This window comes from Nitrospirota bacterium (assembly GCA_016214845.1).
Taxonomy (GTDB): Bacteria; Nitrospirota; Thermodesulfovibrionia; order UBA6902; family UBA6902; genus SURF-23.
Genome location: JACRMS010000006.1, coordinates 1 through 13,683 on the forward strand (window position 1 = coordinate 1; position 13,683 = coordinate 13,683).

Annotated in this window: 11 protein-coding genes; 10 read left to right on the top strand and 1 reads right to left on the bottom strand. The window is 45.8% G+C overall.

Annotated elements, in window-relative coordinates:
• Positions 1-234 precede the first annotated feature (234 nt).
• The 3 genes from HZB61_01690 (at position 235) to HZB61_01700 (ending at position 3,763) form a co-directional block, all read left to right on the top strand.
• Complete coding sequence (locus HZB61_01690) at positions 235-1,440, top strand: 6-phosphofructokinase (protein MBI5055318.1); 1,206 nt, start codon at positions 235-237, stop codon at positions 1,438-1,440.
• Positions 1,441-1,526: 86 nt separating this feature from the next.
• Positions 1,527-2,774 (top strand): 6-phosphofructokinase, encoded by a 1,248-nt coding sequence (locus HZB61_01695; protein ID MBI5055319.1) that lies wholly within the window; start codon positions 1,527-1,529, stop codon positions 2,772-2,774.
• A 251-nt stretch (positions 2,775-3,025) separates the two neighbouring features.
• Positions 3,026-3,763 (top strand): cytochrome b/b6 domain-containing protein, encoded by a 738-nt coding sequence (locus HZB61_01700; GenBank protein MBI5055320.1) that lies wholly within the window; start codon positions 3,026-3,028, stop codon positions 3,761-3,763.
• 147 nt (positions 3,764-3,910) lie between these two features.
• Here the strand turns inward: HZB61_01700 and HZB61_01705 are convergent, their stop codons facing one another.
• Positions 3,911-5,269 carry a class II fructose-bisphosphate aldolase gene (locus HZB61_01705; GenBank protein MBI5055321.1) on the bottom strand — a complete coding sequence of 453 codons (1,359 nt, stop codon included), beginning with the start codon at positions 5,267-5,269 and terminating at the stop codon, positions 3,911-3,913.
• Between the two features lie 210 nt (positions 5,270-5,479).
• On the opposite strand from HZB61_01705, the gene HZB61_01710 reads away from it, so the two are divergent.
• The 7 genes from HZB61_01710 to sat all read left to right on the top strand — a co-directional run bounded on the left by HZB61_01710 (position 5,480) and on the right by sat (position 13,620).
• Positions 5,480-6,202, top strand: coding sequence for an rRNA pseudouridine synthase (locus HZB61_01710; protein ID MBI5055322.1), 723 nt, complete (start codon positions 5,480-5,482; stop codon positions 6,200-6,202).
• 166 nt (positions 6,203-6,368) lie between these two features.
• Positions 6,369-8,162 (top strand): aspartate--tRNA ligase, encoded by a 1,794-nt coding sequence (gene aspS / locus HZB61_01715; protein ID MBI5055323.1) that lies wholly within the window; start codon positions 6,369-6,371, stop codon positions 8,160-8,162.
• A 206-nt stretch (positions 8,163-8,368) separates the two neighbouring features.
• Positions 8,369-9,505, top strand: a complete 1,137-nt coding sequence (locus HZB61_01720; GenBank protein MBI5055324.1) for a hypothetical protein — start codon at positions 8,369-8,371, stop codon at positions 9,503-9,505.
• Between the two features lie 329 nt (positions 9,506-9,834).
• Positions 9,835-10,833, top strand: coding sequence for a DUF1016 family protein (locus tag HZB61_01725; protein MBI5055325.1), 999 nt, complete (start codon positions 9,835-9,837; stop codon positions 10,831-10,833).
• Between the two features lie 30 nt (positions 10,834-10,863).
• The gene (locus HZB61_01730; GenBank protein ID MBI5055326.1) at positions 10,864-11,427 is read left to right on the top strand and encodes a recombinase family protein; all 564 of its coding nucleotides are present in this window, start codon (positions 10,864-10,866) and stop codon (positions 11,425-11,427) included.
• Between the two features lie 318 nt (positions 11,428-11,745).
• Positions 11,746-12,390 carry an adenylate kinase gene (locus tag HZB61_01735; protein MBI5055327.1) on the top strand — a complete coding sequence of 215 codons (645 nt, stop codon included), beginning with the start codon at positions 11,746-11,748 and terminating at the stop codon, positions 12,388-12,390.
• Between the two features lie 30 nt (positions 12,391-12,420).
• Positions 12,421-13,620: a sulfate adenylyltransferase gene (sat, locus tag HZB61_01740; GenBank protein ID MBI5055328.1), complete on the top strand. Its 1,200-nt coding sequence runs from the start codon at positions 12,421-12,423 to the stop codon at positions 13,618-13,620.
• Positions 13,621-13,683: the final 63 nt, after the last annotated feature.

Consider the following 13,683-nt stretch of genomic DNA (forward strand, 5'->3'; position numbering starts at 1 on the left):
GATCGTCAGTGAACTTCTTGTGAATTTGAGCCATAATCTAAAGCCTCCTTTTTGAGTTTTAGATTACAGCTTATCGAGGGTGTGCACTTTTAAATTTTAAATCTGCTCAAAAGTGTGCACTTTTAATTCTTAATTGACATGTATATAAAATATGTTGTGGCACAAATAAGAATGTGTTAAAATTTACCTTGTTTTAATCTCTTTAAATCTTTGGGGAGGAGCATTATTATGAATATCAAAAGAATAGGCATTATCACAAGCGGCGGAGACGCGGGCGGATTGAATGCAGTAATCAAAGGTGTGGCAAGAGAAGCGTACGCTTACGGTATTGAGTCCGTTGTTATTCCTAACGGATACGCGGGGCTCTATAACCTCGTTGAAATGGAGAATGTTGTCGTGCTTAACGCTGAAAGGGTAAGCCGTATCGAGGCGTCTCTTTCAGGTTCCGAGGCGGGACACTCGAGGGTAAAGATCAGCAAGATCAAAGACCCGAATACCTACGCAAGGATAAAAGAAGGGTTGAAAAAATTCGGCATCGACGCGCTTGTCATAAGCGGCGGAGATGACACCGGCAGCGTTGTTGTTGACCTCGGCGGACAGGGCATCCCCTGTGTGCACGTTCCAAAGACAATGGACCTCGACCTCCAGACCTACAGCGTCGGCGGTGATTCAGCGATCAACAGGATAGCAGTCATGACGCGCGATCTCAAGACAACAGGCATGAGCCACAACCGAGTAATGGTCATTGAAGTGTTCGGAAGATATGTTGGGCACACCGCGTTTCGCGGCGGCATCGGAGCGGAGGCTGACTGTATCTTGATACCTGAGATCCCCGTGGACTTTGATGTTGTATACGAGCATATCAAGACCACCTATTTCGCCAGGATTGAAAGGAGCGATGTCAAGGCAGGCACATATATGATGGTAGTTGCGGAGGGACTCCAGACAGCGTCCGGGGAACTGCTTTATGATGAATCCGCCGGGGTGGATGCGTTCGGGCACAAGAAACTCGCAGGCGCCGGGAAATATGTGAGACAGCAGATCGAAAAGAGAATGAAGGCTGACCCCGCGATACCCGATTTCATGAAGAAGGTCGGTATGTACGCGCCGGGCGTGTATGAGATACCGGAGGTAAGGGAAGTAGCTCCAAGCCATCTCGTGCGTTCCGGTCAGACTTCCGCCTATGATGTGAACTTCGGATACAGGGCAGGCGCAGCCGGGGTACTGATGCTGCTTCAGGGAAAGACAGGGAACACGGTTGTTGATGTGAGCGGAAATAAAGTGCTCTACATCCCGACAACAGAGGCGATCAAACGCAGAGAAGTTGATATAGCCGAGGTAGCGCTTTTTGAAACCCTGGGGATTTGCTTCGGCAGAAAACCTGAGAAGTGCGAGTTCGTGTGTGAAGCCGCGTCAATGCCGATAGAGAGACATGTGTAAATCAGATAATACGGTAGGGGCGGGTTTTAAACTCGCCCTTTTTTTATTAGGTTTAATAAATAGAACAACTTGTGTAATATATATCGATGCCCAAAAAGAACAACAACGAGATAGTTGGAATAATAGTCGGCGGCGGCCCGGCCCCGGGCATAAACGGAGTCATCAGTTCTGCGACAATCGAAGCCATTAACGAAGGCAAACAGGTTGTCGGCATAATGGGCGGGTTCAAGGCCCTTTTCGCGGGAGACCTGAATTGCACAATACCTCTTACCATAAATGACGTCTCAATGATACACGCGCAGGGCGGCTCTATTTTAAGGACGTCCCGCGAATATCCCGACAAGGTCAAAGAGAAGTTCAAAGTCCTGATGTCCACAATTAAAAAACTCGGCATCAATTATCTTGTGACCATCGGCGGCGAGGGCACGCTTTTCATGGCGAACTGGATTGAGAGGGAGGCCAGGGGATCTCTCAGCGTAGCGCATGTTCCAAAGACCATTGACAACGATATCCCTCTGCCGGGCGGCGTTTGCACCTTCGGTTATCAGACGGCCCGCCATCGCGGAGTGAACATTGTTGACAATTTAATACAGGATGCAAAGACAACAGGCAGGTGGTATTTTATCACCACGATGGGCCGGTATGCCGGGCATCTCGCGCTTGGGATCGGCAAGGCAGCCGGCGCAACGGTAACGCTTATCTCCGAAGAATTAGAGGACAACGTTTCATTTAAAAAGGTTGCCGACGTACTCACCGGCTCTATAATAAAAAGGCTCTCCATGGACAGGGACTACGGCGTGGCGGTCCTCGCAGAAGGGATAGCGGAGAAATTTGACCATGACGAGCTCTGCAAATACGAACAACTGGAAAAAGATGAGACCGGCCGGGTGAGGCTCTCAGAGATCCAGCTTGGAAGGATCTTGAAAAATTTTGTTAAGAAGACCCTTGAGTCCATGGGATTAAATATAACCATTGTAGACAAGACAGTCGGTTACGAATTAAGGGCTTCCGCCCCTATACCGTTTGATATTGAATACACAAGGGACCTCGGTTACGGTGTGGTCCGTTATCTCCTCAAAGGCGGCACAGGCGCGATGATAGTATTTGATGAAGGACGGCTCAGGCCGATCCCGTTTGTCGAACTGATGGATTACAACACCGGCAAGGTCAAGATGCGTCCTGTTGATCTGACCGCAGAGACTTACAAGGTTGGAAGAGAGTATATGATACGCCTTGAGAAAGAGGATTTCTCCGGCGATAAACTCGCCTGCCTCGCAAAGACCGCGAATATGAAGCCGGAGGACTTCAAGCAGAGATTCGGTTATGTAGTGTAGGACAAGAACGTAATCCCCCTCGTCGTATCTTCTAATTATTTTCACAAATTCATTTTCATCAATAACTATCCAAACACTTAGCAGCAGCTTTAAATAGCAATCGTTATTCAAATATATTTTTGCCATTAACATTTCCCGCATGTTCTTTAATCTTCCTTTAAGCTTTCATTTGTTAAGCTGGTGTCAGGATCAAAAAGGATGATGCTATAAAAACCTTATTAACAATTTTAAAATGCGAAAGGAGTCAAAAGATGACACGTATTAAAGTATGGGATGTTCCGACACGCTTGTTTCACTGGCTGTTGGCGGGCGCCTTCCTGGCGGCCTTCGGCATCGCACAATTTGTATCGGACAAGGACCCGCTGTTTTCTGTTCACGCGCTTCTCGGCCTTGTGATCGGTTTGATGGCGCTCCTCAGGATTATCTGGGGCTTTGCGGGTTCCAGATACGCCAAATTCAGCTCATTCATATTCAGCCCCGGAGAGTTAACCGGCTACATGAGAGACGCTTTCAGCGGAAAGGGAAAGCGGTATATAGGGCACAACCCCGGGTCCGGGTACGCTATTTTTGCTATGCTCGTTCTTCTGCTTGGGATCGTGACAACGGGCCTGCTCAGTCAGAGCGGAGAAATATTCGAGGGCCTTCATGAGTTCTTCGCATACGCCATGATAGCTATGGTGACCATGCATATACTGGGTGTGCTCTGGCATACGATCAGGCATAAAGAGAATATCACTTTCAGTATGGTGACCGGGACCAAAGAAGGCGTACAGAACGAAGGGATATTATCTGCCAGACCGCTGGCGGGAATCGCCTTCCTGCTCTTAACCGGACTTTGGTCAGCGGGTCTTTTCACCAGCTATGACCAGAACACCAGGCAAACTGTCCTGCCTGTAATCGGCACTGCCGTTCAACTAAGCGAGAACGAGAACAAGGCGGAAAAACATAAAGGTGTTCACAAAAAGCATCAGAAACACGATGACGACTAACTGTAGCGGATGTTAATAGTTGGCAAGTAAGGTAACGGCTCGATAATTAGAAGCGGATCCAGGCTTAACACCTGGACCCGCTTCTCTATTTCAGTTTAAACACACACCTACCCCCTCTTAATAGAGGGGAATAAGAAGAACAACCTGTTACCCTAAAATATCATCCGGCACTTTCTTCTCGACAACTACCGGCTTGACGGTCTTGTTCACAAGCTCTTTTGATCCGGCAACCTTCAGCTCTTTGAAGAGCAATTCGAACTTGTCTTCAAGCTCTTTCATGATCGGGCCTTTTACATTTGCCGGGAGGTCCCACCATTTTTTCTTTAAAGTGCCGAAGCCTTTTTTGCGTGTGCTGTAGAAGAACTGCTCGTCTGTCTGTCCTTCTTTTCTCTCTTTTGCGCACTCTGTTTTTAGATACGCATAAATTTCATCCCTGAATGACGCGGGCAGCGACTTGCTGTCGTACATGATGTTCTGAAATCCTGTTGCAAGGTGCACTTCAGATGTGGTTGTCTCAGGGAAAGTGTGGAACGCTTCGTCCGGCAGTGTTGACGCGCCGTGCTGGACCGCGCCTGAAAGGCCGTATTCCTTTCTCGCGACTTCGGAGATCTTTCTGAGCGTGTCAAAGTCGATCTTTACCTTTGCGAGCGTGCCGTCAGGAAGAACAACGCCGCCGTGCGCAGTGCCTGTCTGGACGCTCATCTTGCTTATGCCCTTGCCTTTGTAAGTTTCTTTGAAACCGTCAAGATACGCCCTCAGTTCTTCTGGCGTGCTGTTCTTTCCGCCGATCTCGCCGATCTCTCCTCCGACCGAAACGGTAACTCCCTTGGGCTCAAGGCTTCTGATATATTCCGTCAGCTCCGCTGCGTTTGCAAAGTTCGGCCTCTGCTGTTCTTTCAGAGTCGGTTTTTCAAGGTCAACAAGCGTGGATGAGTCAATATCGATGTTGTAGAATTCACCGTCAATGGCCTCCTTGATGAGTCCCTTGATGTAGTTCTTTTCAAGGTCAGGGCCTGACAGGTAGTTTTTCCTGATGAGCTGGAAGTGGTCTCCCTGGATAAAAACCGGGCCGGCAAAACATTCCCTGACCGCGGCAGCAAGAATAACAGCGGTATATTCAAGAGGCTTCTGTTTTGTATAACCGATCTCCGAGCGGGCTATCTCGAATATGAAGGCCCCGATATTTTTCTCGATAGCCTTTTTAAAAATGACCCTTGAAGTGTCATAGGTAAGCCCCCTGATGTTCATCGCGGGAACTGTAAAGCCGGGATAATTTCTCCCCATCTCTTCATAAAGTCCCTGGATGGATGAAGGCACCGCGCCCATCTGCTTGGCTATCTCAATGACAAGCCTCTGCAATGACTTTCTCTTTTCTTCGTCCTGGTTGAAGACCGCCTCGTAAATGAGGTCGTCAATGAGACCTCTTACTCCGGCAGCGTCTTTGACCTGTACCTTTCCGCCGCTGATGCTCACGCAGCTTTTCAGCTTTGCTAATACCTCTGACATATTGCCTCCTTCGTTTTAAATGGATTAATTCAAAATGGGACTGCAAATAACGTTTATGCCCTATGAAAAAATATCACAGAGAAATCATATCAAAAACACTTCATTCTATCAACAGCAAAATATCTGGCTGTGATAGCGCTTTGCCGCATATGCTGGTTTAAGAAAAATCCGGAGGGGTTGTGCTAATATAATCTCTTTATTAAGGAGATCATGGAAGAGCGGCTTCAGAAAGTATTGGCAAAATGCGGCATTGCCTCACGCAGAATGGCTGAGGAGATGATCCTTGAAGGGCTGGTGACAGTTAATGGAACCCCGGCGACACTCGGGATGAAGGCAGACCTTGAAAGGGACCATATAAAGGTGAGAGGTAAGCTCATCCGCAATGCTGAATCAAAGGTCTATCTGGTTTTAAACAAGCCGGAGAAATGTCTTACGACAATGTCCGATTCCGAGGGTAGACCGACGGTCAAGGATTTGATAAAGGGTGTGAGGGAGAAGGTTTTCCCTGTTGGAAGGCTTGACTATAATTCGGAAGGCCTCCTGATCATAACGAATGACGGAGAGCTGGCGAACGCGATACTTCACCCTGCCAAGAAGATCCCGAAGACATATCTCGTGAAGGTCAACGGATTCATTGAAGATAAGGACCTGGCAAAACTTGAAAAAGGGATCAAGCTTGACGACGGCATGACCGCTCCGGCAAAGGTGAAGAAAATTAAAAAGACGGAAGCTAATTCGTGGATTGAGATAACAATTTATGAAGGCAGGAAAAGGCAGATCAGAAGGATGATGGACCGGGTAGGACATCCGGTTATAAAGCTCAGGAGGATTAAGATTAACGGCATCTCTCTCGGCAAGCTGGAGACCGGCGCGTTACGCTTTCTTACACCTGGAGAATTGAAGAAACTGAAACAAGAAGTCGGAGTTAATTAGAGTCTGTTTATAACTTGCTATTTTTATTTTTGTCATGCCCGAAGTCTTTAATCGGGCATCCAGAACCTATCGGAAAGACTGGATTCCCGCTCAACAGACTGCGGGAATGACGGTTTAATGTTTGAGTTTATGGACAGACACTAATTAGTAAATCAAAGGAACGATAATGCTAAGAGATAAAAATTGCGGTGAAATCAGAGAGACGGATATCGGTTCAACAATCAATATTGCCGGATGGGCCAACAAATGGCGCGATCACGGAGGCGTGATATTTATTGACGTCCGCGACAGAAGCGGAATGGTGCAGGTGGTGTTCAACCCGGAAATCAACCAGGACATACATGCCCTTGCCCACAAGATCAGAAATGAATATGTCATTCAGGTCACCGGCGAAGTGAGAAAGAGGCCGGATGGCACTATTAACTCTTCAATCCCGACCGGACAGGTCGAGATCATCGCAAAAGAATTGAAGGTGCTCAATGACTGCAAGCCGCTTCCCTTCATGGTTGAAGATGAAACAGACGCCTCGGAATATCTCAGGTACAAGCACAGGTACCTTGACCTTAGAAGACCGCGAATTCAGAAAAACCTCATAATCAGGCACAAGGCCACAAGGAGCATGCGTGAATATCTCGATGCGCTTGGCTTCCTCGATATAGAAACGCCTGTGCTTACAAAGAGCACACCCGAAGGCGCGCGCGATTATCTTGTGCCGAGCAGGACGAACCCCGGACACTTTTATGCGCTGCCGCAGTCGCCCCAGATATTCAAACAGATACTCATGGTGTCGGGACTGGAAAAATATTATCAGATCGTCAGATGCTTCAGGGACGAAGACCTCCGGGCCGACAGGCAGCCTGAATTTACACAGGTTGACATGGAGATGTCTTTTTTGAACAGAGACGATATTATCTCGATTGTTGAGGGTATGATCAATAAAGTATTCACCGGGACGATCGGTGTGCAGATTGAGGTCCCTTTTCAAAGGCTGACGTATCGCGAGGCAATGGAAAGGTTCGGCTGCGACAAGCCGGACTTGAGGTTCTCGCTTGAGCTCAGAAACGTAAGCGACATTGTCAAGGAATCATCTTTCAAGGTGTTCCTCGACACAATTTCAAGAGGCGGCATTGTAAAAGGCATCAATGCGAAAGGCCTGGCAGGTTACTCGCGAAAAGAGCTTGACGATCTGACGAAAGAAGTCCAGGGCTACGGCGCGAAGGGCCTTGCATGGATAAAGATAAAGAACGGTTTTGAATCCCCGATAGCAAAGTTTTTCCCGGAACAATCTCTTAAGTCGCTTGCCGAGAGATTTGAGGCTGAGGATGGAGACCTGCTTCTCTTTGTCGCGGACAGCGAGAAGGTTGCCAATGACTGTTTATCGCGATTAAGGAATGAACTCGGTAAAAGGCTCGGCCTTATCAAAGAAGGCGTTTACAAATTAGTCTGGATAACTGATTTCCCTCTCTTTGAATGGAATGAGGATGAAAAGAGATTTGAAGCCATGCATCATCCTTTCACAAGCCCGATGGAAGAGGACATGGACGATTTTTTTTCTGCTTCCAACACCGAACTCTTAACTCCTAACTCTAAACTCTCTTCCGTCAGGGCGCAGGCATACGACATTGTTTTAAACGGCTACGAGATCGGCGGCGGCAGCATCCGTATTCATAAAAAAGATGCGCAGGACAGGATGTTTCAGCTTCTCAATATCAGTCAGGAAGATGCCAGCTCCAAATTCGGCTTCCTCCTTGAGGCCCTGGAATTCGGCGCTCCTCCGCATGGCGGAATCGCCCTCGGCCTCGACAGGCTTGTCATGATAATCGCGGGCGCTCAATCTATCAGAGACGTTATCGCATTCCCCAAGACCCAGAAGGCGATCTGCCCGCTCAGCAACGCCCCTTCCACGGTAGATGAAAAGCAGTTGAAAGAACTCAGCATCAAGCTGGATATAGTGGAATAAGAGGGCAGGACAATTACCCTTAAGAAAGTGGCGGAGTGTTTCCTTTCCTGTAACAGGCTTGCAAGTGTTTTGGCCGGGCAGTGACAAGGATCGCGCCTTCAGTCCTTCCCGTCTGCCCCCTTAAGGGGACGCCCCTTTCTATTTTATCTTGTCGATTTTTACATTCATAATTATTCTTTCTAATCTGATATAGTTAACTGAAGATCATGTACAACGTCACAGACACCGGAGTGTTAAAAACAGTTGAGAGTTGGTGTGTAACGATACCACTCCACGATAATGATAAACAGCCCTTTGATGAATCTACGGTTGATTCAATCTTGCAAGATATACTGCTTAACTATCCTGGTTTCAGTATTGCAAACTCTATGGGCTACTGGAAGGGCTCCGACAGAACGTACGTTGATAAAAATTATCAAATAATGATTGATGCAGTTCCCGACCAGTTGGAGGAATCCTCCAATTTTTTTGCAACATTAAAGCAAGATTTACAGACGCGTCTTCGCCAAGAAAAAATTTACATAACCAAACAAGATTCAAAGCAAGAGTTTCTGACCTTTCAAGAATTTTTCGACGACGTCGGCGTTCACGCGCATAGTCATGACTTAAGGCAAGAGGCTGCCGAGCTTGCGAAGAAGCTCGCAGGAAGTCTGGACTTTGTACTTCAGCGGTTGGGTTACGAAACTACAGCTCTTCGCCGAGATCATGAACAAAAGAAAATTATTTGGGAACGTAAACTATGTGGAATCAAAATAAGATCCGAATTTGATGATTCATATCCTGATGTCAACATAATCGCAGCAGATCAATTCCTCAATATTGGTAACGCCATTCTTAGTGGTAAACCTTTTGTGCTTATTGGCACTTATGAGTTTCAATTCTATATTTTGGAAAAAAAACGTCGACGCAGCCTGGTTAAAGTAAATGAAACAATAATAAACTCTGCAAAATATACCAAATACTTTTCTCCTATAGAAGAACCATTGAGCACGACAGAGTTCATCGAGGACTTTACGATGTCTGTTTTTGTAAATTGGCTCATATTACGGGACGAAGGCTTCTTGCCGAACGAGATAAAAATTAGCGTTGGTGGAGACGGGTCTTTACAGATTGGTTTGAGCGACATCGGTAGGATTATGCTTCATTGCCCGGCAGCTATTCCCGAAAAGATTGTGCAAACAGAAATCATTAGATGCTTGTCCATTGCCATAAATCATTCAGAAACTAATACTATTGACCCAATCGCAGTGCTACAAGCAAAAGCCAACAACAATTATATCCTTAAACGCGCGTTCGTGCGTAGCCTTTTAAGAAAAATACATGACCAAAAGAAAGAAATCTAATCAACAATCTGCTCATTTTAGTGCAACCTAATTATTTATAACTAAATCTATGCTACAGCGCCGACGGCTTCAACGTTACATCCCCCTACTGCAAAACCCCAAAAACAAACTCCCCTTCCTTTGCAATATGCCACTTATTCCCCGGCTTAAAATAAACAGTCCCTTTTGTCAGTTGTGTCGGCCCTGACGCATCATATAAAGAAAAATCATTTGTTTTTTTCAATGATTTTTGTATAGTAAACATGGGCTTTGTTTCAGCAATTTTAATAATCCGGATTTTAAAGGGGTTTTTCCGCACCAGTTCAAACGCAGTAAAAATATAATCGTGTATGCCGAAGAAAAAGTATTTACCATCTGTGACTAATCAACGTCTTTCATCTGAGCAGAACTATAAAAACTTATTGCAAGAGTTGAAAGGTATTCTTGCTAAAGCCAAATATGCAGCCTATAAAGCTGTTGACAATATCAGGGTGCAAACTTACTGGCAACTGGGCGAGCGGATCGTCAGAGAAGAGCTTAAACACAAAGACCGCGCTGATTATGGAAAGATATTAATTATAAATTTGGCTAAAGACTTAGACGTTGGTGAGCGGCTTCTATACGAAATAGTAAAGTTTTATAGAGTATATCCAATTATGCACACAGTGCGTGCAGAATTAAGTTGGAGTCATTACGGCCATTTAATTGAGCGTGAGAATAGCAAGGAACGAGCTTTCTATCAAAATCAGGCAATCTTAAACTCCTGGAGCGTCCGGGAACTAAAACGGCAAATTAAGGCCACTCTCTATGATAATACGCCACGGCAGGAAATCGAAGATATTTTTAAGACTAAATTGCCAGCAGTGGACACGCAGAAGGTTTTCAAAAACACTTACGATTTCCGCCCGTTTATAGAACTTCACCCTGAGAAAAGCGAAAAGGCCCTGGAAAACAAGATACTGGAAAACTTTGAAATGTTTCTGCGCGAGTTAGGTGAAGATTTCAGCATCTTGGGACGGCAGGTCCCGCTTAAAATAGACGGGGAGACACACTATATTGACATCGTTTTATATCATCGCGGCATTCCCTGCATGGTGCTTGTAGACCTTAAAATCGGTAAGTTGGATAGCCGTGACATTGGCCAGATGAATAAATATGTTGGCTATTATCGGCGCAATAAACAGTATACGCATGAAAAGGAAACGATCGGGCTTATTATTTGCCGTGAGGCTGGACGAGAAGAAATTACCTACGCCCTGGACGGATTGGAAGAAAAGATATTTGTAGCCAAGTATAAGGTAAAGCTACCAAGCAACGAGAAAATAAAGAGAGCGCTAAAGAAATTATGAAATATTGCACACAGCGTGTGCAGAATTTATTTGCGAATCCCTCCGGGCTTCTATACAACCAACATGATTAAAAAATACAAATCCGTTGCAGTCTATGCACGGGTATCAACCGACAAGCAAAAAGTTGATATGCAGCTCCAGGAGCTCAACGATTTTATTAAACGCTCCGGATGGAAGCTTTATAAGCAATACATAGATCACGGTTACACCGGCGCGAATACGAAACGTCCGGACTTCTCTAACATGCTGATCGATGCCAGACAACGGAAGTTTGATATCCTGGTAGTCTGGAAGCTCGACCGGCTGAGCAGGTCCTTGAAGGACCTGCTCAATACTTTAGACGACCTCGGGCACCTCGGCATTGATTTTATTTCTTATGATAATCACCTGAACACATCCACGCCGACCGGCAAACTTGTCTTTCAGATCATCGGCGCAGTTGCGGAGTTTGAGAAGGACATTATCCGGGAAAGGGTAAAGGCTGGGCTTAACAATGCTAAAAGCAAAGGGAAGCAGCTTGGGCAGGCCGACAATACCAGAGTTGATGAAAAGCAGTTGAAAGAACTGAGCATCAAGCTGGATATAGTGGAATAATACCTAAATCGATTGAATCAGCAAATAAAGATATAAAGATCAGGCAATCAGAAATGCCGTTTTATGCTTTAACTCTTTGAAATTTCGATGCATCCGGTTTAATGGCAATAAAAATAAGCAAAGATTATAAATTAATTTAAATTTTTATATTGACTCTGTATAACCTCTTTCATATTATAGGTACTCGTTAATTCTTCTTCATACGATTTTTTAAGGATTAATACCACAAACGGATTCTGCCTATTTAATTAATAGGAGTTTATTTTTAAAGAAACAGGTTTTTATTATCTTTCATAATTAAGTGAAAAGGAGACGCAAATGAGACTTGTATTGTTAGGAGCCCCGGGGGCCGGAAAAGGCACTCAGGCAAAAAAACTCATAGAGAAATACGGCATACCTCAGATTTCCACAGGTGATATCCTGAGAAAGGCCGTTGCAGACGGCACCCCGCTCGGAAAAGAAGCAAAATCATATATGGACTCAGGCGGACTTGTCCCTGATTCCGTTGTTATAGGACTGGTAAAGGAAAGAATTGCCCAGGATGATTGCAAGAAGGGTTATATCCTGGACGGCTTTCCAAGGACTACACCACAGGCCGAGGCGCTCGACAAAGTCCTGGTCGAGATGAAAGCCCCCCTTGATACAGCGCTCAGCGTGGACGTCGATATGGACATCCTCATGAAGAGACTTACCGGCAGAAGGACCTGCAAGGGCTGCCAGCAGATGTACAATATCTATTTCGGCGCACCAAAAAAAGAAGGCACCTGCGATAAGTGCGGCGGAGAGCTTTTTCAGAGGGCCGACGACAAAGAAGAGACGATAAAAAACAGGCTTGCCGTATATGAGAAATCCACTGCGCCCCTCATGGACTATTACGGCAAGAAAAACATACTGAAATCAGTCCAGGGGATGGGGAGCGTTGACGAGATATTCAATAAAGTCTGTAAGATTCTTGGATCTTAATATAACTAAACACAACTTAAGGAGGAAGAAATGTCATTAATTAAGCCACATGGTTCAGATAAACTGAATCCACTATTTGTCTATGACACGGCTGAAAATGAAGCCCTTCAGAAGAAGGCTGAAAAAATGGCTTCTATTGTTGTAAGCTCAGCTGCCGCAGCTAATGCAGTTATGCTGGGCGGCGGTTATTTTAACCCTTTAACAGGCTACATGAATAAAGCCGATGCTCTGTCAGTTGCCAATAATATGAAGACAACATCCGGTCTGTTCTGGCCTGTTCCGATTTTAAACCTGGTCAAAGAGACAAACGGCGTTAAAGCCGGTGATACCATAGCGCTTAAAGACCCAAACGTTGAAGGCAACCCAATTCTCGCGGTTATGGATGTGAAAGCGGTTGAAGAATTCAGCGACGCTGAGATCGAGTTGATCTCTGAAAAGGTTTTCCGCCCCAATCATAAGGAAGCACATCCGGGTGTTGACACATTTAAAGCCCAGGGCAAGGTTTGCCTTTCCGGTCCGATCAAAGTATTAAACTTCTCTTACTTCCAGGATGAATTCCCGGACACCTTCCGTACCGCAGTAGAAATCCGCAATGAAATTGCTGAGCGCGGCTGGAAGAAAATTGTTGCCTTCCAGACCCGTAACCCGATGCATCTGGCCCACGAAGAACTCTGCCATATGGCTATGGACCGTTTAGGTTGTGACGGCCTGGTAATTCACATGCTGCTTGGTAAATTGAAGAAGGGAGACATCCCTGCTCCTGTTCGTGATGCCGCAATCCGTAAAATGGTCGAGCTGTACTTCCCGAAGAACAGCGCAATGGTTACCGGTTACGGTTTCGATATGCTTTATGCAGGCCCGCGCGAAGGTGTATTGCACGCCATATTCCGTCAGAACATGGGCGCAACCCACTTCATCGTTGGTCGTGACCATGCAGGTGTTGGTGATCACTACGGTCCATTCGACGCGCAGAAGATCTTCGATGAAGAAGTGCCTAAAGGCGCCCTGTTGATCGAGATCTTCAAGGCTGACCACACTGCGTACTCGAAGAAACTGGGCAAGGTCATGATGATGTGTGAAGCGCCTGATCATACAAAAGAAGACTTCGTTCTGCTTTCAGGCACAAAAGTTCGTGAAATGTTAGGCAAGGGCATTGCGCCGCCTAAAGAATTTTCACGTCCTGAAGTGGCTGAAATTCTGATTAAATATTATCAGAGTCTCGAAAATTAAATTTAGGTCTTATTGCCCTTTTTGCTGAAATTTGTTTCGCCGAAAGGGGGTGTTAATCATAGA